We start from the raw sequence: 17,637 nt of genomic DNA on the forward strand, positions 1-17,637 counted from the left end.
AAGATGTTTCACTAGCTGAAACAACCATGCGCCTCGATATTTCAGGTTGTCAAGTAAACGGGTAGGCTGGCGGGCATGGCCAGTACACGCACAGACCCGGTCACCGTCGAGGTCGTGGAACTCATCGGCACCGTCGTGGCGCGCTACCACGAGGAGTACGAGCACGCCGCGGCGCAGCACTCGCTGACCGGTGCGCAGGCGCGCGTGCTGAGCCTGCTCGCCCTGGAGCCGCTGCCCATGCGGCGCATCGCCGTGTCCCTGCGGTGCGAGCCGTCGAACGTGACGGGCATCGTCGACCGCCTGGAGGCCCGCGGCCTCGTCGAGCGGCGCCCGGACCCGGCGGACCGCCGGGTGAAGCTGGCCGCGCCGACGGAGGAGGGCCGCGCGACCGCGCGCCGTCTGCGGGACGCCCTGGACTTCGCCCGGGAGCCGCTGGCGGGCCTCTCGGTGGCGGAGCGCGCCCTGCTGCGCGACCTGCTGCGCCGCATGCTCGACGAGCCCCGGGCTGATGGTCTTGACGGCGGGCCCCGGGCCTGACCCTCGGCGGCAGCCGGCTTGACCCTCGCGAGCCTCCGGACTGACGCTCGGCGGCCCGCGGCTTGACCCTGGGGTGTTTCCGGACTGACGCTCGGCGGCCCGCGGCTTGATGCTCGGCGGGATCCCGGCCCTCAGGCGATGGCAGCGCGCCCCCGGCCGGGCATCCGGTGCCCGCCTGCGGCGGGATCCCCGGAAGGCGGTCCGGGACGCGCTGCCGTCGCCCGAGGGCCGGGCCCGTCAGCGGCGGCGTCGGACCGGAAGGCTAGAAGCACCACCACAGCCACGGCGTGCAGCTCTTCGTCGGCGAGGGTGCGGGCGACGGCGAGGACGGCGGCTCGGGCGCCGGGTCGTCGGTCGGCGGGGTGGGCGTCGGGTCCGGGTCCGGGTCGCCCTCGACCGGCTCCGAGGGGGCGTCCCGCGGAGGCTCCGAGGCGTCCGTGTCCGGGGAGGCGCCCGGCCGGGTCGGGTTCTTCAGCTCTCCCTTGCCCTGCCCCTGCCCGGCTCCCCCGTCCGCGCCGGTCCCGTCGCCCTCACCGGGCGCGGGGGCGGTGCCGTCGGGACCACCGGTCGCGTCGACCGCGCCCTCGCCGTCCGCCGACGCGGACGGGTCGACGGTGGGGTGCGGCGCCGACGGCGACTCCCGGACCTCGTCGGGGCCCTCCGGCCGCCCGGCACTCGGCGTCGGGACGGGCAGGGGCTCCGGCTGCGCCGCGTCCTCCTGCCGCACGGCGGTGGCCGCGCCGCCGTCGGCCGGGTGCTCCATCGCCAGTTCGGCCAGACTCAGGGCGCCCGCCGCCAGGACCAGGCCCGTGACCCCCAGCAGGACGTTGCGGCCGCGCCGCTGCCGGGCGCGTCGGCCGCCGGCCCGCGCGGCGCGCCGGGACCCGGACGGGTCCCCACCGGACCGGGCCTTACCGGACCCGGAGCGGGCCTGCCGCGCCTGGGCACGCCCGGTCACCGCGCGCGGCGCCTGCTCGTCCCGAGCGAGCTCGAAGACGTGGTCCGCCGCGGATGGCTGGGGGTCGTCGTGCCGGAGCTCCTCGACGGGGGTTCCGCACCCGGCACAGGCCAGGGCTCCGTTGAGGTGCCGCTGACACTGGTGGCAGTAATCCATGGCGCCCGCAGATTATGCGCCCGACGGGCGTCACGGACGGGAGAGTTTGTGAGGATCCTGTGTGGAAGGACGCCTTCCGTCACCGGATCACCCGACGTTTCGGGCGTGGGCGCGCCGCCCTCTCAGACCGCGATCGGCACCTCGTGGACCTCGTCGGCCCGGTGCCCCGCCTTCTCGTGCACCCGCTGCACCGCCTCCTTGGAGGGCGCCGACGACAGGCAGTACACCGTGCCGGACTCCGGGTCGGCCCAGGCCCGCTCGAAGTGCACGCCTTCCTCCTTCTCGTGGGCGAGGTCCGCCTGGTGCGCCTGGCGCAGCTGGTCGGCGGTGATGCCTTCGAACCCGTGGTGAACGTCCATGTACGTGGCCATGGCAGCCGTACCTCCGTCCGGTGGCCGTCCCCCTCCCTCCATGGTGCGCCCGCGCCACCCGCCCGTCGCGCGGGGGCCCTCGGGGGCGGCGGGGCGGCGGGGCGGCCCCTTCCGGGCGGCGGGGTCGCGGGCGGTGGGACCGGGGCGGCCTGGGCCACCCGGCTGACCCCCCGTCAGCTCCGTCCCCCCACCGGCGCAGCCCAGCGCGCGCCCCGGCCCGGGCGGCCGGACGATGCAGACACACACCGCTCTCGGGAGGATCCGCCGTGACCGTCAGTCTTGAGCAGTTGCGCCGCTGCCACGTCGCCGTCGACCTCGGGGCCGCCAGGACCCGGGTCTTCGTCAAGGGCGCCGGGCTCGTCGTGGACGAGCCGAGCGTGGCCGCCGTGAACACGCGCACCGGCGCGCTGATCGCGGTCGGCGAGTTCGCGGAGAAGATGACCGGGCGCACGCCCCACTACATCCGGGTCGTCCGCCCCGTCTCCGGCGGCAGCGTCGTCGACATCGAGATGGCGCAGCGGATGCTCCGCAGCCTCCTCGGCGAGAAGCTCCGCCGCCAGCTGCGCCGCAAGCCGATGCTGCGCGCGGCCGCCTGCACCCCGCACGACAGCGACCCGCTCGCCCAGCGCGCCACCGTCGAGACGATGGTCGGGCTGGGTGCCCGCCGCGTCGAGCTGGTGGACACCCTGATCGCGGCGGCCGTCGGCTGCGGCCTGCCCGTGGCCCAGCCGACCGCGACCATGATCCTCGTGTGCGGGGCGGCGACGACGCAGGTCGCGGTGCTCTCGCTCGGCTCGATCGTCACCGCTGAGCGCATCCCCGTGGGCGGCAACGCCATCGACCACGCCGTCATCCAGTACCTGCGCCACCAGCACGAGCTGATGCTGCCGACGCAGTCCGTGCGCCCGCTGCAGCTCGCCCTGCACGGCAACGGGCTGACCGCCGAGGGCCCGGCGTCGACCGAGATCCACGGCCGCGACGTCGCCACCGGACTGGCGCGTTCCGTCCTCGTGGACACGGCCGCGGTCCGCCAGGCCATCCACACCCCGCTCACGGCCGTGCTCGACGGCATCGGCAAGGTGCTCCGCGACTGCCCGCCCGACCTCGTCGCCGACCTCGCCGAGCGCGGCATCACCATGGTCGGCGGCAGCGCCCGGCTGCCCGGTCTCGACCAGATGCTGCGCGACTGGACGGGCATGCCGGTGCGGATCGCCGAGCGTCCGGACGTCTGCGCGGTCCTCGGGCTGGGCGAGATGCTGGAGGGCCGGATCGAGCCGCTCACCCTCAACCCCCTGGCCGACGCGGAGTAGCCCGGACGGCCGCCGGCCAGAGGCACGGCTGCACGGGCCTACGGCGGCACGCGGCGGGCCCGACGGCCCGGCTGGGCGGAGGTACGGCGGTACGCGCGGGCCCGGCGCTGCGCGGGCGCGGGCGCGGGCCGGCGCGGGCCGGCCGGGGTCGGTGGCCGGGCGGGCCGGCGCCGGTGGCCGGGCGGCCCAGGGCCGGTGGCCGGGTGGGTCGGGGTCGGGCGGGCGGCGCCTGGGAGCATGGCGGGACACCCCGTGCAGCGATGCGAGGAGGACGGCCCCGTGAGTTCCCTCTTTCCGGCCCTGACCGCCGGCGGCCCGGACGACGACGACCGGCCCGCCCTGCGGTTCGGCGACCGCGCCCTCACCTACGGCGGGCTCCGCTCAGCGGCCGCCGCCGTGGTCCCCCGCCTGGCCGGCGCCGGGCGGGTCGCGGTGTGGGCCACGCCCTCCCCGGAGACCTGCGTCGCGGTGGTCGCGGCGCTGCTCGCCGGCGTCCCGGCCGTACCGCTCAACCCCCGCACCGGCGAGCGCGAGCTGACGCACATCGTCGGCGACAGCGCACCGGCCCTGGTGCTGGCCGCCCCGGGCGACGAGCTCCCGGCGCCGCTCGCCGGCCTGCCGCGCGTCGACGTCACGGCCGACGCGCCCGACGGCGCCGCGGCCGGCGGCCCGCTGCCCGCCGAGCCGGACCCCGGGGCGCCGGCGCTGGTCGTGTACACATCCGGCACGACCGGCCCGCCCAAGGGCGCCGTCCTCCCCCGCCGCGCCCTGGCGACGACCCTCGACGCGCTGGCCGACGCCTGGGCGTGGACGGCCGACGACGTCCTGGTGCACGCGCTGCCCCTGTTCCACGTGCACGGCCTCGTCCTGGGCGTCCTCGGCCCCCTCCGCCGCGGCGGCGCCGTCCGGCACCTCGGGCGGTTCACCACCGACGGGGTGGCGCGCGCCCTGGCCGACGGCGGGACGATGCTGTTCGGCGTGCCGACGATGTACCACCGGATCGCCGAGGCCCTGGCCCCGAGCGGCTCCCCCACCGCGAACGGGTCCCCCGGCGGTGGGGACGCGCCTTCCGGCGGTACGGACGCGGCCCCCGGCACCGGCTCGGACCCGCGCGGTACCGACGCGGCCCCCGGCGCCGGCGGCGCCACGCTCGCCCGGGCGCTGGCGGGTGCCCGGCTGCTCGTGTCGGGCTCGGCCGCGCTGCCGCTGCCCGACCACGAACGCATCACCGCCGCGACGGGACGACGGGTGGTCGAGCGGTACGGCATGACCGAGACGCTGATGAACACGAGCGTCCGTCCGGGCGCCGAGCCGGAGCGCCCCGGCTCCGTCGGCACGCCGCTGCCCGGCGTGGAGCTGCGGCTCGTCCTCGACGACGGGACGCCGGTCACCGCGTACGACGGCGAGACGATCGGGGAGGTGCAGGTGCGCGGCCCGCACCTGTTCACGGAGTACCTGAACCGGCCCGACGCGACCGCCGCCGCGTTCGACGGCGACTGGTTCCGCACCGGCGACATGGCGGTGCGGGACGCGGACGGATCGGTACGGCTCGTGGGGCGCAGGGCCACCGACCTGATCAAGAGCGGCGGCTTCAAGATCGGCGCCGGGGAGATCGAGAACGCCCTCCTCGCCCACCCGGCGGTGCGGGAGGCGGCCGTCACCGGCGAGCCCGACCCAGACCTGGGCGAACGCGTCGTGGCGTGGGTGGTGGCCACCGACCCGGGAGCGCCACCGCCGGCGGCCGAGCTGGCGGACCACGTCGCCGCGCAGCTCGCCCCGCACAAGCGGCCCCGCGCCGTCCGCTACCTCGACGCACTGCCCCGCAACGACATGGGCAAGGTGCTCAAGCGGGCCCTCCATGGCTGAGGCGGCGGCGCGGCTGACCGCCCGCGCGGCGATAGCGCTGGTCGCGGAGGGGTTCACGGAGCGCACGCCGCCCCCACCGCCCTCCGGCCCCGGCCCGGCCGACGGGCCGCTGGGGTGGGACGGGTACGGGGAGGCACGAGCCCGCGCGCGGGAGCGGACGGGCGAGGCGGAGTCCGCCGTGTACGGGGAGGCCGAGGTGGCGGGCGTGCGGTGCGTCGTCCTCGCCTTCGAGTTCGGCTTCCTCGGCGGGTCGCTGGGCGAGCGCACCGGCGACCGGATCACCGCCGCGTACCGGCTCGCGCGCGAGCGGCGGGTCCCGCTGGTGTCGCTGGTGGCGACGGGCGGCAGCCGGATGCAGGAGGGCATGGTCGCGCTGGCGCAGTTGCAGCGGGTGGCCCGCGAGACGGTGCTGCTGCGCGCGGCGGGGGTGCCGCACGTCGCCGTGTTGCGGGACCCGGCGACCGGGGGCGGCTGGGCGACGATCGGCGCGGGCGCGGACGTGTTGCTGGCGCTGCCCGGCGCGCAGATCGGCTTCGCCGGGGCGCGGGTGCGGCCCGCGGACGCCGACCCGGCGGCGTACACGGCGGAGGGCCAGCTCGCGGCGGGCCAGATCGACGCGGTGGTGCCGGCCGGGGAGCTGCGCGCGACGCTGGGGCGGTGGCTGACCGCCCTGACCCGGCCGGCGCCGGGCCCGGTGCCCCCGCCGCCGGCGCTGGGCGGGGCGGCCGGCCCGCCGGCGACCGGCTGGGACGCGGTGCGCCGGGCGCGCGCCCCTCAGCGGCCCCGTGCGGAGGCGTACCTGGACGTGTACTTCCAGGAGCGGCTGCCGCTCGTCGGCGACCGGTGTGGCGGCACGGACCCGGGGATGCTGTGCGGCGTGGGGCTGCGCGACGGGTACGGGGTCGTGTACGCGGCCCAGTGCGGTACGGCGACGCTCCCGGCCGGGTACCGCACGGCGGCGCGGGTGGTCCGCCTCGCCGACCGGCTGGGCCTGCCGGTGCTGACGCTGGTGGACACGCCGGGCGCCGCGAACGACGCGGAGGCCGAGCGGGCGGGCGCGGGCGCGTCGATCGCGGAGGCGTTCGCCGCGGTGGCCGGGGCGCGGGTGCCGGTGACGACGCTGGTGGTCGGCGAGGGCGGGTCGGGCGGCGCGCTGGCGCTCGCGGCGCCGGGCCGCACGTGGGTGACGCCGGACAGCTACTTCTCGGTGATCGCCCCGGAGCCGGCGGCGGCGATCCTCAAGCGCCCGGCCGAGGAGGCCGCGCGCACGGCGGAGCAGCTGCGGCTGCGCCCGCAGGACCTGGTGGAGCTGGGGGTCGTGCGCGGCATCGTCTGACGGCGCCGTACGCACGCCCGGCACCACGCCCACGCCTGCCCGGCCCGGCACGCCCACGCCTGCCCGGCCCGGCACGCCCACGCCTGCCCGGGCACCACGCCCACCCGGGCACCACGCCCACGCCCACCCGGGCCCCGCGCCCGGCCGGGCCACCGCACGGCCGGCCACCGCACGCCGGGCCACCGCACGGCCGGCCGGCGCCGCCCCGCGCCGTCGCGGCGGGGCACCCGCGCGGGGGCCCACGGCGCTCAGCGCCGTCCGCCGACCGCCTCCTCGTCGTCCATGGTCCGCGCCGCGGCGTCCAGGACGGCGGCGAGGTCGGTGAGCCGGGCGCGCAGCGCGCGCATCTCGTCGAGGGACATGCCCGTCACCTCGGCCATCCGGCGCGGGACCCCGGCGGCGCGCTCGCGCAGGGCGGCGCCGGCGGGCGTGGGCCGGACGGTGACGGAGCGCTCGTCCTCGGCGCTGCGGCGCCGCTCCACGTACCCGGCCGCGTCCAGCCGCTTGAGGAGCGGCGAGAGGGTGCCGGAGTCGAGGCGCAGGTGCTCGCCGATCCGCTTCACGGGCAGTTCGCCGTGTTCCCACAGCACCAGCATCACCAGGTACTGGGGGTAGGTCAGCCCCAGGTCCTTGAGGGCGACACGGTAGACGCCGTTGAAGGCGCGGGTCGCCGCGTGCAGCGAGAAGCAGATCTGGTGGTCGAGGCGGAGGAAGTCCTCGTCCTCCCGGGCGTCGCCGTGCGTGTCGGTGTGGTGCATCCCACTAGGCTACTCCCCCCAATTTAGTTGTGCGCAATTTAGTTGCCTGCTAGAAATGATCTCGACGCCACTCCACGACCGAGAGGACCGGGACTCCCCATGGACGCCCTGTACACCGCTGTCGCCACCGCCAACGGCCGCGAGGGCCGCGCCGTCAGCTCCGACGGCCGGATAGACCTGCCGCTCGCCTTCCCCCAGGCCCTGGGTGGTAACGGCGCGGGCACCAACCCCGAGCAGCTCTTCGCCGCCGGGTACGCCGCGTGCTTCGCCAGTGCCATGGGCGCGATCGGCCGACAGGAGAAGATCGACGTCAAGGACGCCTCCGTCACCGCCGAGGTGAGCATCGGCAAGGACACCGACGGCGGCTTCGGCCTCTCCGTCGTCATGCGCGTCGAGCTCCCGGACCACCTCCAGGGCGAGGCCGGGCGCGACCTGCTGGAGAAGACCCACGCGTACTGCCCCTACTCCAAGGCGACGCGCGGCAACATCGACGTGAAGATCGAGGTCGAGTGACCCCGTCGACCTCATGGCCCCCGTCGACCCCATAGGCCGCACCGTCCCCGCTGACGCGCTGACGCGCTGACGCGCACCGCGGAGCCGACGACACGCCGGGCCGACGACGCGCCGGCCGACGGCGGGCCGAGCCGCCGACGTACGCGCGGGAGCCCCGGACCCGACAGGTCCGGAGCTCCCGCGCGTCCCGCTCCGCACCCGGGGCCGGAGCCGGGGCCCGGCGGCCTCAGACGCCCTGGCCCGGCCAGCCGGCCACCGCCGCGGCCTCCAGGCCGCGGGTGCGGTAGCTCTCCCCCTCCAGCGCGACGACCTCGGCGTGGTGGGCGAGCCGGTCCGCGGTCGCGGAGGCGACACCGCCGTCGCCGAAGACCTCGGCCCACCGCGCGAAGGGCCGGTCGGTGGTGACGAGGAGCGAGGCGCGCTCGTAGCGGTGCGCGACCAGCTGGAAGAAGAGGTTGGCCGACTCGCCGTCGAACGGCACGTACCCGAGCTCGTCGACGACCAGCAGCGGATAGGCGTCCAGCGCCGCCAGCTCCTCGTCGAGCCGGCCCGCGGCCTTGGCGCGGCGCAGCCGGGCACCCCACTCCTGCGCCGTCGCGAAGAGCACCCGCTGCCCCGCCTCGCAGGCGCGCACGCCGAGCGCGACGGCGAGGTGGGTCTTGCCGGTGCCGGGGCCGCCGAGGAAGACGACGTTCTCGCCGCGCGCGACGAAGTCGAGCCGGCCCAGCCGGTCCAGGACCAGCGGGTCGGGCGCCCGCAGGTGACCGGTGTCGAAGGTCTCCAGCTCCTTGCGGGCCGGGAAGCCCGCCGCCGCCACCCGCTCCTCCGCCCCGACGGCGTACCGTCCGGCGCCCGCCTGCCGCGGGATGGGCCGGAGGGCGGCGCCCGCCTTCGCCCCGCCCGCGGCCGTGCCGCCCGCCAGGGCGTCCCACGCGACCGGCCCGACGGGAGCGCCGGGGGCGCCGGGTGCGCCGGGTGCGCCGGCGGCGTGCGCGGTACCGGCCACGTCGGCGGTGCCGGCCGTACGGGGGTGGACGGGGCCGTGCTCCGCCGCGTGGTCGGAGCGGGGGCCGTGCTCGTGGGCGGTCATCGGCCCGGACATGTACGCCAGGATGAGGGCCGAGACGATGAACGCCATGTGGATGACCGTGCCCCACAGCAGGTCGTGCCGCGGGGTGTGGTGGACGTCGACGAACATCTGGAGCAGGTGCACCGACGAGATGCCGACGATCGCCGTCGCCAACTTCACCTTCAGCACGTTGGAGTTGACGTGGGAAAGCCACTCCGGCTGGTCCCGGTGGCCCTGCAGGCCGATGCGGGAGACGAAGGTCTCGTACCCGCCGACGATGACCATGATGAGCAGGTTGGCGATCATGACGACGTCCACGAGTTTCAGCACCGCGAGCATGACGTGCGTCTCGTCGGCGGATCCGCTCAGGACGTGCTCGATCAGTTTCCAGAGCTCGTTGAAGAACTTGTAGACGTACACGCCCTGGGCGGCCACGAGGCCGAAGTACAGGGGCGCCTGGAGCCAGCGGGTGGCGAACAGCGCGTAGCCGAGGGTCGTCATGTGCGACGTGGCGGCCGGGGCGGGGGCGGCGGCGGGGGACGAGTCGAGGCGGGACACCGGCATCTCCTGCGACGGGGCGGGGAGCGCCATTCTCGTGGGCCGCAGGAGAAAATCTGAATTCCTGCCACTCGTAGGGATTAATAGGCATTCAGTCGGACGGCAGCGCGGCGCGTCTCTCTCCGTGGATCACCCTGGCGCCGCCAGGGCAGTTGTGCGAATGTCGCTGCTGGTGCGCTCGATGCGTCGTCGGTGGCTCGGCGAGGTTGGAGCACCGACGAGGGGAGCGACACGAGATGGCGCTGCTTTCCGACGGCGGCCCGGAGTTCCGGCTGCTGGGGCCGCTGGAGGTCCGCGTGGCCGGCCGCCGGCTCCCGCTCACGGCCCCCCGGCTGCGGTACGCCCTCGGAACGCTGCTGCTCCACGCCGACCGCACGGTCTCCGTGGACCAGTTGGCCGACGGCGTGTGGGAGGACCGGCTCCCCGCGGACCCCGCCAACCAGGTCGCCGTCTGCGTGTCGCTGCTGCGCCGCCGCTTCGCGCGGGCGGGCGCGCCGGACGGCCTCATCGTCACCACCCCGCCGGGCTACCTCCTCACCACCCGCGGCGCTGAGCTCGACACCGCCCTGGTCCGCCGCCTCGCCGCCGAGGCGCACGTCCGCGCCGGAGCGGGCGAGCGGGAGGAGGCCGCCGGACTGCTGCGCCGCGCGCTGTCGCTGTGGCGGGGGCCGCTCCTGGAGGGGACGAGCCGGCGGGCCTGGGCGCCGGAGGTCCGCGCCTGGGAGGAGGAGCGCGTGGCCCTCCACGCGCGGTGGGCGGAGCTGGAGTTGGCGCTCGGCCGGTACGAGGGGCTCACCGCGGAGCTGAGCGCCTTCGTCCAGGAGCGCCCGTTCCTGGAGCGTCCCCGCGCCCAGCTGATGACCGCGCTGTACCGCTCGGGCCGGCAGGCCGACGCGCTGCGGCTGTACCGGGACGGGGCGCGGCTCTTCGACGAGGAGCTCGGCGTCGCCCCCGGGCCGGAGCTGCGCCGGCTCCACGAGGAGATCCTGCGCGGCACCCTGCCCCCGCACCCGGCGCCACCACCGCGACCGCCCGCGCCGCCGCGTCCCCCCGCCCCGACGGCCGCGCGCCCGGCCCCCTGCCCCCCGGCCACCTCGGACGCCGCCACGGCCACCCCGCCCCCATCCCCGTCCCCGCCTGCGCCCCCGACCCTGCCCCCGCCGCCGGTCGGGCCCTGTCTGCTGCCCGGCGGCGTGCCCGAGTTCGTCGGGCGGGAGCACGAGGCGGCGGTCCTGGCGGAGGTCCTGGCTCAGGCGCACACGCCCGGGGAGCGCCGCGCCGACCCGGCCGGCACGGCGCCCGCCAGGGCCGGGCACGTCCCGGTCGCCGAGGTCGTGGGCGCGGGCGGCACCGGCAAGACCGCGCTCGCCCTCCACGTCGCCCACGGGTGCCGCCCGGCGTTCCCCGACGGCCAGCTCTACATCAACCTCCGCGGCCTGCACACCGATCCGGTACCGCCCGAGGAGGCCCTGGCCCGGTTCCTGCGCGAACTGGGCACCCCGGGGCCCGCGATCCCCGACGGCCTGGAGGAGCGCGCCGAGACGTACCGGGCCCTGCTCGCCGACAGACGTGTGCTGATCATCCTCGACGACGCGGCGTCCGCCGCACAGATCCGGCCGCTCATGCCCGGCACGGGCAGCTGCGCCGTGGTGGTGACGAGCCGCTCCCGGGTGGCGACGTCCTTCGCGGCGCGCGTGGTCGAACCGGGCCTGTTCAGCCCGGAGCAGGCGCTGGAACTGCTGGCGCGGATCACCGGTCCCGACCGGCCCGCCGCGGAGCCGGACGCCGCCCGCCAGCTCCTGGAGCACTGCGGCCGGCTCCCGCTCGCCGTGAGCATCGTCGGGGCCAAGCTCGCGGCCAAGCCCCACTGGACGCTCGACCGGGCCGCCACCCGCCTCGCCGACGAGCAACGGCGCCTGGACGAGCTGGAGTACGACAGCCTCGCCGTCCGGACCAGCGTCGCCCTCTCCTACCGCGGCATCGGCCCGGCCGCGCGGTTGCTGCTGCGCCGGCTGGCCGTGCTGGCCCCGCCGGACTTCGCCGACTGGATCGCCCCTCCCCTGCTCGACGCCGCGCCCGACGAGGCGGAGGCGGCGGTGGAGGAGCTGGTGGACTCCCGTCTGGTCGACGTGGTCGGCACCGACCGGGCGGGGCAGCTGCGCTACCGCGTGCACGAGCTCGTGCGGCTCTTCGCCGCCGAGCAGGCGGCCGACTCGGAGACGGAGGAGTCCCGCCGGGCCGCCGTCGCCCGGACGGCCGCGGCGGCCGTCACGTACGCCGAGACGGCCCACCACCTGGTGTGCGGCGGCGAGTTCACAGCCGTGCGCAGCCGCTCGGACCGGCCGTCCGCCGGAGCGCCGGACGCTGCGGGCGCACCGCCCGCGGACCCGCTGCGCTGGTACGAGGCGGAGCGGCTGACGCTCACCGCGCTGGTCCGCCAGGCGGCGGGCCACGGGCTGGACGGTCACGCCTGGGACCTCGCGGCCGTCTGCCGCTGCCTGTTCCGCACCCGCGGTCACCACGACGACTGGGCGTCGACCCACCGGCACGCCCTGCGCGCCGTGCGCGGGGCGGGCAACCGCCGGGGCACGGCGGCGATGCTCCTCGGGCTCGGCGAGCTGCACCTCGCCCGACGCCGGCACGCCGAGGCCGTACCGCTGCTGGAGGACGCGCACCGCGCGTTCGAGGAGGCGGCCGACGCGTACGGCGCGGCGCTCGCGCTGCGCGAGGTGGCACGCGCGGACCGGTACCAGGGCCGGTACGAGCGGGCGCTGGAGCGCTGGGCGCGCTGCCTGCCGGCCCTGCGTGCCGCCGGTGACGAGGAGGCGCGGGCGCAGGTGCTGCGGTGGACCGGGCAGACCCTGCTGGAGCTGCGCGACGTGGACGGCGCCGAACCGTACCTGCGGCGGGCGGAGGAGATCACGCGCCGGCTGCACGGGCGGGCCGCGGACCGCTCGCGGCTGGCGCCCGCGGCCCTGCTGCGCGGCCGGGGGCGCCTGGTGGAGGCGGAGGCGCAGTACCGGCGCGGGCTGGAGTCGGCGCGGGCCTTCGGGGACGTCGTCGCGGTCGGCCACGCCTACTTCGGGCTGGGCGGGATCGCCCTGGAGCGGGGCGACTGGGCCGGGGCGGAGTACCTGCTCGACCGGTGCGTGGAGCAGGCGCGCACCGTGCGGGACCCGCTGCTGGAGGCGGGCGGGCTGTTCTGCCTGGCCGCCGCCCGCGGGCACACCGGAGACCCCGACGCCGCGTACGTGCTGCTGAAGCGCTCGGCGGCGCTCAGCCTCGCGCTGGGCGCGCCGGTGCGGTACGCGCGTTGCCGGTACGCGCACGCGGCGGTCCTGGTGGTCCGGGGCGGTGATCGCGCCACGGCGGAGGCGCTGCGCGCCGAGGCGGACGCGGCGGTGGCGGGCACGGGTTCCGCGCTGGCCGCGGCGGCCTTCCCCGGCGACGGCGTCGCGCATTACCCCCTCGTTCCCTGACCGCCGCGGCGCACTCGGCGCCCCGTCGCCGCCCGTTCACCGGTACCGGGAAATGCGGCCGAAAAGCGGGTCTGTCGATTCGGTTCCACTTCGATGTCAGCTCCGTCGCCGCTGGTCGGACCGGGTTTGGCGAAAATTGGCACATGCATCTTGAACGTGCTTGCCGCCCGTTTTCCGAACTGCTCATGATGGATCTCGAATCCGCGGGTCCGAAAAGGGACCGCGGAAAGGGAGCGTTCGCGCGTCCGGAATGCGACGGGGATTTCCCCGACCGGGGCGCGGCGCGCGGAGAGCCTCGGGGAAGGGGCGGTCGTGGGGCGGGACGGCGAGGACGGCGGGGACGACCAGGGCGGCCGGGAAGGCCGGGACGGCGGGGCTCGCGCGGCCGGCGGGGATGGTGCGGCCGGCGGGGATGGTGCGGCCGGCGGGCGCCGCCGCGGATCGGGGGCCGCGGCCGCCGTGAGCGTGGCGCTGATCACCGTGCTCACCTCCCTGCCCCTGTTCCTCGTGGGGGCGACGAGCACGCTGGTCAACCGCGAGCTGGGGTGGGACGCCGGGGACACCGGGCTGCTCCTCGCGGCGTACTGGCTGTCGTCGCTCTCCGGCGCCTATCTGAGCCGGCGGGTCGACACGCCGGTGTCGGCGGAGACGACGGTCGGTTCGGCCGCGCTCGTCACCGCCGTCGGCCTGTCGGTGGCGGCCTGGTGCGGCGGCTGGGGGCTCGCGCTGGGCACCGCGCTCGGCGGACTGGTCTACGGCTACACCCAGCCGCACACCAACTCCCTGCTCATGCAGCGCTGTCCGCCGTCCGCGCAGGGGTTCGCCTTCGGTCTGAAGCAGGCGGCGATCCCGGCGTCGACGCTGGTCGGCAGCCTGGCCGTGCCCGCGCTCGCCGTGCCGTACGGCTGGCGGGCCGTCTTCACCGCCTCGGCGGTCGTGTGCGTGGCCTACGCGCTCCCCGGCCTCGTCGTGCGCCACCGCGGGGCCGGCGGACGGCGCGGGCCCGCGGCCCCGGCGCCGCCGCTGCGGCTGAACGCCCACCTGATCGGACTGGCCGTCGCCGGGCTGTGCGGCGCGATGGTGGGCAACGCCCTCGGCGGCTTCCTCATCGCCTCCGGTGTCCACGAGGGCATGGCGCTGACCTGGGCGAGCCTCCTCGCCGCCGCCGGCTCGACGACCAACATCGCGGTGCGCCTCGTCGCCGGGATCGTCGTGGACCGGGGGCGGTACGCGCCGCGCGCCCTGCTGTGGCAGCTGTACCTGGCGGGCGCCGTCGGCACGCTGCTGCTGGCCCTCGGCGGCGGCCCGTGGGTGATGACGGTGGGCGGACTGCTCGCGTTCGGCGGCGGCTGGGGGTGGGCGGGGCTCCTCCACTACGTCGCGGGGGCCGCCTTCCCCGGGCGCGCGGCGCGGGCGACGGCGGTGACGCAGATGGGCGTCTCGCTGGGCGGCGCCACCGGACCGATGCTCTTCGGACTGCTCGTCGACCACGCCGGCTGGGGCGCCGCCTGGCTGATGCTCACCGCCGTCGGCACCGTCGCCGCGGTCGTCGTCCGCCTGCTGCGCGAGCCGCCCGACACGGCGGCCCCGGCCACGGCGGCGGCGCCCCCCTCGACCACGCACACCAGGAAGTGAGGCACCGTCATGACCTCTACCGCCCCCGAGACCTCCGCCCCCGCGCCCACCCGCTTCGTGACGAGCCGGCGCGAGCGGTCGCTGCGCGACCTCACCGCCGAGCAGCGCAGGAGCCAGATATCCGACGGCCACCGGCTGATCCGCGCGGTCCGCGCCCGGCCCTTCCAGCTGTACACCGCCCGGCGGCACGCCACCCGCGCGGTGACCCTGGACGCCGAGGAGTGGATGGCGGGCGTCCTCCCGGCGATGCGCGCGGCCGTCAGCCGCACCGCGTCGGCGCGGCTCGACACCGCCCTGGCGCGGGCCCGCAAGCGGATGTCCGAGTACGGGGTGAAGCGCGTCGGCTCGGCGGAGGCGGTGGCCGAGGCGCTCTCCGACAACAAGTGGTTCCGCACCCAGCGTGAGCACGTGGGGCGCGCTGAGCTGCGCGACCGGGTGCGGGACGCCCTGGCGCACGGCGAGCCGGTGGAGCTGGTCTTCCCCCTCTTCTCCCGCAAGCCGTTCTCCCCGGTCAAGAACCGCGGCGTCGCCCCCGACACCGCGGAGCTGCACTCGCTGGCGCGGTGCGCGGCGCTCGCCCACACCGTCGCGGCCCTCTCCCCCACGGGCTGCCGCTTCACCGTCGTGGCGGACGGCCACAAGTACAACCGCGCCTGCCGCACGCCCGACGCGGTGGTGGACGCGTACCAGGACACCCTGCGCCGGTGGGTGCGCGAGCTCGACGCCGAGGACGTCCTGCGCGTGGTGGACTACGAGGAGTGGGTCGCCGGCGGCCTCGGCGCCGCCGACCTGCGCGAGCGCGAGGAGTACTACCTCCGCCAGGCGGCCGCCCTGCACGAGCGGCACGGACGGCGCTTCTCCCCGGCCGCCCCGCGCGACAGCCTGGCGCGGCTGGCCGACGGGGGCGGCACCGGGCAGCAACTGGCGCACACCTTCTGGTCGATCGCCACGTCCGTGCACTACACGGCGCTCGACACCGGCCACGCCGGCCTCCCGGACGGCCCCTGCTACTCCGACGCGTACCAGGAGGCGTACGCGCAGTACGTCGCGCACCTGGGGCGGCCGTTGACGGGGACGGGCCCGGTGACGGGCCCGGACGGGCAGCGGCCCGCCGCGCCGTACGGGCGCACCGCCGCCGATCCGGCGCTGCACCACGCCCTGCGGGAGGAGGCATGGCGGGCCGCCTGCCGTTACGTGGCGATCTCGCTCACCGACCGGGACCTGAACCTGGTGCGGGAGACGGCGCCCCGCGCGGTGAAGCTCACCATCCACGGGAAGCCGGGTGAGCTGCACTTCACGACGGCGGCATCGCGCGACGCGAACATGACGGCGCAGCACTCGACGGGCGGTTACGCTCTGCTGGACGGTCGAGCCAGGCCCACCTTCCGCTACCGCATCGAGCGGGAGGCCGCCGGGGAGACGCCGGTTCTGCTCCACGGCGCGGCCGACCGCGCCGAGCGCGAGCCGCACTTCCTGCCGCTGGCCCGGCTGGAGCGCACACAGCAGCCCGTCGCCTACGTGGACGACCCGGCGCCGCTGCTCGACAGTACCTTTCCGCATCTCCTGGAGGCCCTGGAACTATGACGACCACCGCGACCTCTTCCCCCCGGCCCGGCCGGATAGTCAGCGGCAGCGGACTGCCCGCGCTGCTCAGGGAGAGCCCCGACGCCGTCCCCTTCGTCCCGCGGACCCCGGCCCCCTGCTGCGTGCTGACGGTCGCTCAGCTGCGTGGGGAGCTGCTGCCGCGCTGGCGCGAGGGGGTGGAGCGGCAGGCCAAGGCGATGGTCCGGCGTTCCCGGAGCACCCTGGAGGTGCTGACCGGGGAGACCCTGTACGACCGGCTGGACGACCCGGCGCACCGGCGGGCCGCCCTGGTCGCCGAGCTGTTCCGCAACCACCAGATCAGCGCCAACGCGGGCCGCCTGGACTCCCGGGCGCTGCAGCGCCGCGTGGTGGAGGCGCTCGCGGAGTCGGAGCCGCTGCGCTTCGAACTCGCCTGGGGGCAGGCCAAGCGCACGGTCGGCGGGCTGAAGACGCACGGGCAGTGGGCCGACCTCGCCGAGGTGTACGCGGTGGGCCGGGTGCTCGCGCTCGTGCTGGCCGCCCGCGAGCTGGCCGAGGACGACCGGATCGGCATGACGGTGTACTCCGGCGGCAACCGGTTCGCCAAGGCCCTGTACGCCCGTCCGCAGGCGTTCGCGGAGTACGACGCGCAGCGGCAGCGCATCGCCGCGGCCCTGGTGGGCCCGGGCGTGGCGGAGTTCCTGGACTACGCGGCGGTGATGCGGTCGGACGCGGCGGAGGACGAGCGGCACGAGGAGCGGGTGGCCCGCCACCTGGCGGCGCTCACCGACGAGGACGTCGCCGGGCAGATGCCGGTGATGCTGTTCAACGTCGACTGGCCGCAGGTGCTGCCGCTGGCCGCCGGCGGTGAGGCGCCGCACGGCGTGCCCATGGCGCCGCACGTCGCCGAGTGGCTGCGGGAGGCGCCCGAGGAGCGGGTACCGCTGCTGGTGCGGGCCGCGGTGACCTGCGCGGTCTCGCCCGCCGCCCAGGCCCGCTGGCTGGAGGTGTTCGGTGACCGGCCGGAGGTCCTGGAGGACGCCATCGCGTTCGTCCTCGCGGTGGGGCGGGCAGCGGCCGCCCGGTACACGGCCATCGCGCGGGCCGACCGGGACGCGCCCGGCCGGACCGCCGGTCCGCACACGGTGCGGCTGACCGTGCACGAGAAGACGGACCGGCCGGAGGTGCCGGCGGTGCTGACCCTCGGTGTCCGCGGCGGCGCCCAGCTCTCCCAGCACGTGGTCGCCCGGGTGTCCCCGGACGCGCCCGTGGCGTTCGCCTCGGTGGCGGAGACGCAGGTGCGGTCGCCCGAGGCCGCCCCGGTCCTCCTCACCGAAGCCGCCCCGGGCACCGCCGCCGACGGCACCGCCACGCCCGCCACCACCGCCGCCGGGGCCGACGCGGCCGCCGCGGACCTCTTCGACTGGCTCGTCCGCGAGGACCTGCCGCTGTGCTACGCCTCCGGGCCCGAGCAGGGCGTCCTCCGGGCGCTGGCCCAGGTCCTCGACCCCGACCACGGATGAGCGCC

At 76.8% G+C, this 17,637-nt stretch carries 13 protein-coding genes; 9 read left to right on the forward strand and 4 right to left on the reverse strand.

All coding sequences use genetic code 11. The features are described from left to right. Positions 1–75: 75 nt before the first annotated feature. Positions 76–537 carry a MarR family winged helix-turn-helix transcriptional regulator gene (locus tag NRO40_RS08740; RefSeq protein WP_058942239.1) on the forward strand — a complete coding sequence of 154 codons (462 nt, stop codon included), beginning with the start codon at positions 76–78 and terminating at the stop codon, positions 535–537. A 262-nt stretch (positions 538–799) separates the two neighbouring features. Here NRO40_RS08740 and NRO40_RS08745 read toward each other — a convergent pair whose 3' ends face one another. Both NRO40_RS08745 and NRO40_RS08750 read right to left on the reverse strand, forming a co-directional pair. After that, on the reverse strand, positions 800–1,651 hold the full coding sequence (locus NRO40_RS08745) for an SCO2400 family protein (protein ID WP_058942238.1): 852 nt from the start codon (positions 1,649–1,651) through the stop codon (positions 800–802). A gap of 122 nt (positions 1,652–1,773) precedes the next feature. Then, positions 1,774–2,022: an SCO4226 family nickel-binding protein gene (locus NRO40_RS08750; RefSeq protein WP_058942237.1), complete on the reverse strand. Its 249-nt coding sequence runs from the start codon at positions 2,020–2,022 to the stop codon at positions 1,774–1,776. Between the two features lie 266 nt (positions 2,023–2,288). On the opposite strand from NRO40_RS08750, the gene NRO40_RS08755 reads away from it, so the two are divergent. The 3 genes from NRO40_RS08755 (at position 2,289) to NRO40_RS08765 (ending at position 6,534) form a co-directional block, all read left to right on the forward strand. Next, positions 2,289–3,332 carry a rod shape-determining protein gene (locus NRO40_RS08755; RefSeq protein ID WP_058942236.1) on the forward strand — a complete coding sequence of 348 codons (1,044 nt, stop codon included), beginning with the start codon at positions 2,289–2,291 and terminating at the stop codon, positions 3,330–3,332. A gap of 279 nt (positions 3,333–3,611) precedes the next feature. Continuing rightward, complete coding sequence (locus NRO40_RS08760) at positions 3,612–5,198, forward strand: acyl-CoA synthetase (RefSeq protein WP_058942235.1); 1,587 nt, start codon at positions 3,612–3,614, stop codon at positions 5,196–5,198. Then, the gene (locus NRO40_RS08765; protein ID WP_058942234.1) at positions 5,191–6,534 is read left to right on the forward strand and encodes a carboxyl transferase domain-containing protein; all 1,344 of its coding nucleotides are present in this window, start codon (positions 5,191–5,193) and stop codon (positions 6,532–6,534) included. The genes NRO40_RS08760 and NRO40_RS08765 overlap by 8 nt, the downstream gene beginning before the upstream one ends. 248 nt (positions 6,535–6,782) lie before the next feature. On the opposite strand, the gene NRO40_RS08770 is transcribed toward NRO40_RS08765, so the two are convergent. Beyond that, positions 6,783–7,292 (reverse strand): MarR family winged helix-turn-helix transcriptional regulator, encoded by a 510-nt coding sequence (locus NRO40_RS08770; protein WP_058942233.1) that lies wholly within the window; start codon positions 7,290–7,292, stop codon positions 6,783–6,785. Between the two features lie 99 nt (positions 7,293–7,391). On the opposite strand from NRO40_RS08770, the gene NRO40_RS08775 reads away from it, so the two are divergent. Then, positions 7,392–7,805, forward strand: coding sequence for an organic hydroperoxide resistance protein (locus NRO40_RS08775; RefSeq protein WP_058942232.1), 414 nt, complete (start codon positions 7,392–7,394; stop codon positions 7,803–7,805). Positions 7,806–8,031: 226 nt separating this feature from the next. Here the strand turns inward: NRO40_RS08775 and istB are convergent, their stop codons facing one another. Then, complete coding sequence (istB, locus tag NRO40_RS30525; protein WP_107115092.1) at positions 8,032–9,375, reverse strand: IS21-like element helper ATPase IstB; 1,344 nt, start codon at positions 9,373–9,375, stop codon at positions 8,032–8,034. 293 nt (positions 9,376–9,668) lie between these two features. On the opposite strand from istB, the gene NRO40_RS08790 reads away from it, so the two are divergent. The 4 genes from NRO40_RS08790 to NRO40_RS08805 all read left to right on the forward strand — a co-directional run bounded on the left by NRO40_RS08790 (position 9,669) and on the right by NRO40_RS08805 (position 17,632). Then, positions 9,669–12,911 carry an AfsR/SARP family transcriptional regulator gene (locus tag NRO40_RS08790; RefSeq protein ID WP_058942231.1) on the forward strand — a complete coding sequence of 1,081 codons (3,243 nt, stop codon included), beginning with the start codon at positions 9,669–9,671 and terminating at the stop codon, positions 12,909–12,911. A 459-nt stretch (positions 12,912–13,370) separates the two neighbouring features. Next, complete coding sequence (locus NRO40_RS08795) at positions 13,371–14,546, forward strand: MFS transporter (protein ID WP_157901845.1); 1,176 nt, start codon at positions 13,371–13,373, stop codon at positions 14,544–14,546. 9 nt (positions 14,547–14,555) lie between these two features. After that, complete coding sequence (locus NRO40_RS08800; protein ID WP_058942229.1) at positions 14,556–16,130, forward strand: L-tyrosine/L-tryptophan isonitrile synthase family protein; 1,575 nt, start codon at positions 14,556–14,558, stop codon at positions 16,128–16,130. Continuing rightward, positions 16,127–17,632, forward strand: a complete 1,506-nt coding sequence (locus NRO40_RS08805; RefSeq protein ID WP_058942228.1) for a hypothetical protein — start codon at positions 16,127–16,129, stop codon at positions 17,630–17,632. The genes NRO40_RS08800 and NRO40_RS08805 overlap by 4 nt, the downstream gene beginning before the upstream one ends. Positions 17,633–17,637 lie beyond the last annotated feature (5 nt).

Source organism: Streptomyces changanensis (assembly GCF_024600715.1).
In the GTDB taxonomy this organism is placed as follows: domain Bacteria; phylum Actinomycetota; class Actinomycetes; order Streptomycetales; family Streptomycetaceae; genus Streptomyces; species Streptomyces changanensis.

Coding starts and splice junctions, on each gene's coding strand:
- NRO40_RS08740 (WP_058942239.1), top strand. CDS start 76: ATGGCCAGTACACGCACAGACCCGGTCACCGTCGAGGTCGTGGAACTC.
- NRO40_RS08745 (WP_058942238.1), bottom strand. CDS start 1,651: ATGGATTACTGCCACCAGTGTCAGCGGCACCTCAACGGAGCCCTGGCC.
- NRO40_RS08750 (WP_058942237.1), bottom strand. CDS start 2,022: ATGGCCACGTACATGGACGTTCACCACGGGTTCGAAGGCATCACCGCC.
- NRO40_RS08765 (WP_058942234.1), top strand. CDS start 5,191: ATGGCTGAGGCGGCGGCGCGGCTGACCGCCCGCGCGGCGATAGCGCTG.
- NRO40_RS08770 (WP_058942233.1), bottom strand. CDS start 7,292: ATGCACCACACCGACACGCACGGCGACGCCCGGGAGGACGAGGACTTC.
- NRO40_RS08775 (WP_058942232.1), top strand. CDS start 7,392: ATGGACGCCCTGTACACCGCTGTCGCCACCGCCAACGGCCGCGAGGGC.
- istB (WP_107115092.1), bottom strand. CDS start 9,375: ATGACGACCCTCGGCTACGCGCTGTTCGCCACCCGCTGGCTCCAGGCG.
- NRO40_RS08790 (WP_058942231.1), top strand. CDS start 9,669: ATGGCGCTGCTTTCCGACGGCGGCCCGGAGTTCCGGCTGCTGGGGCCG.
- NRO40_RS08800 (WP_058942229.1), top strand. CDS start 14,556: ATGACCTCTACCGCCCCCGAGACCTCCGCCCCCGCGCCCACCCGCTTC.
- NRO40_RS08805 (WP_058942228.1), top strand. CDS start 16,127: ATGACGACCACCGCGACCTCTTCCCCCCGGCCCGGCCGGATAGTCAGC.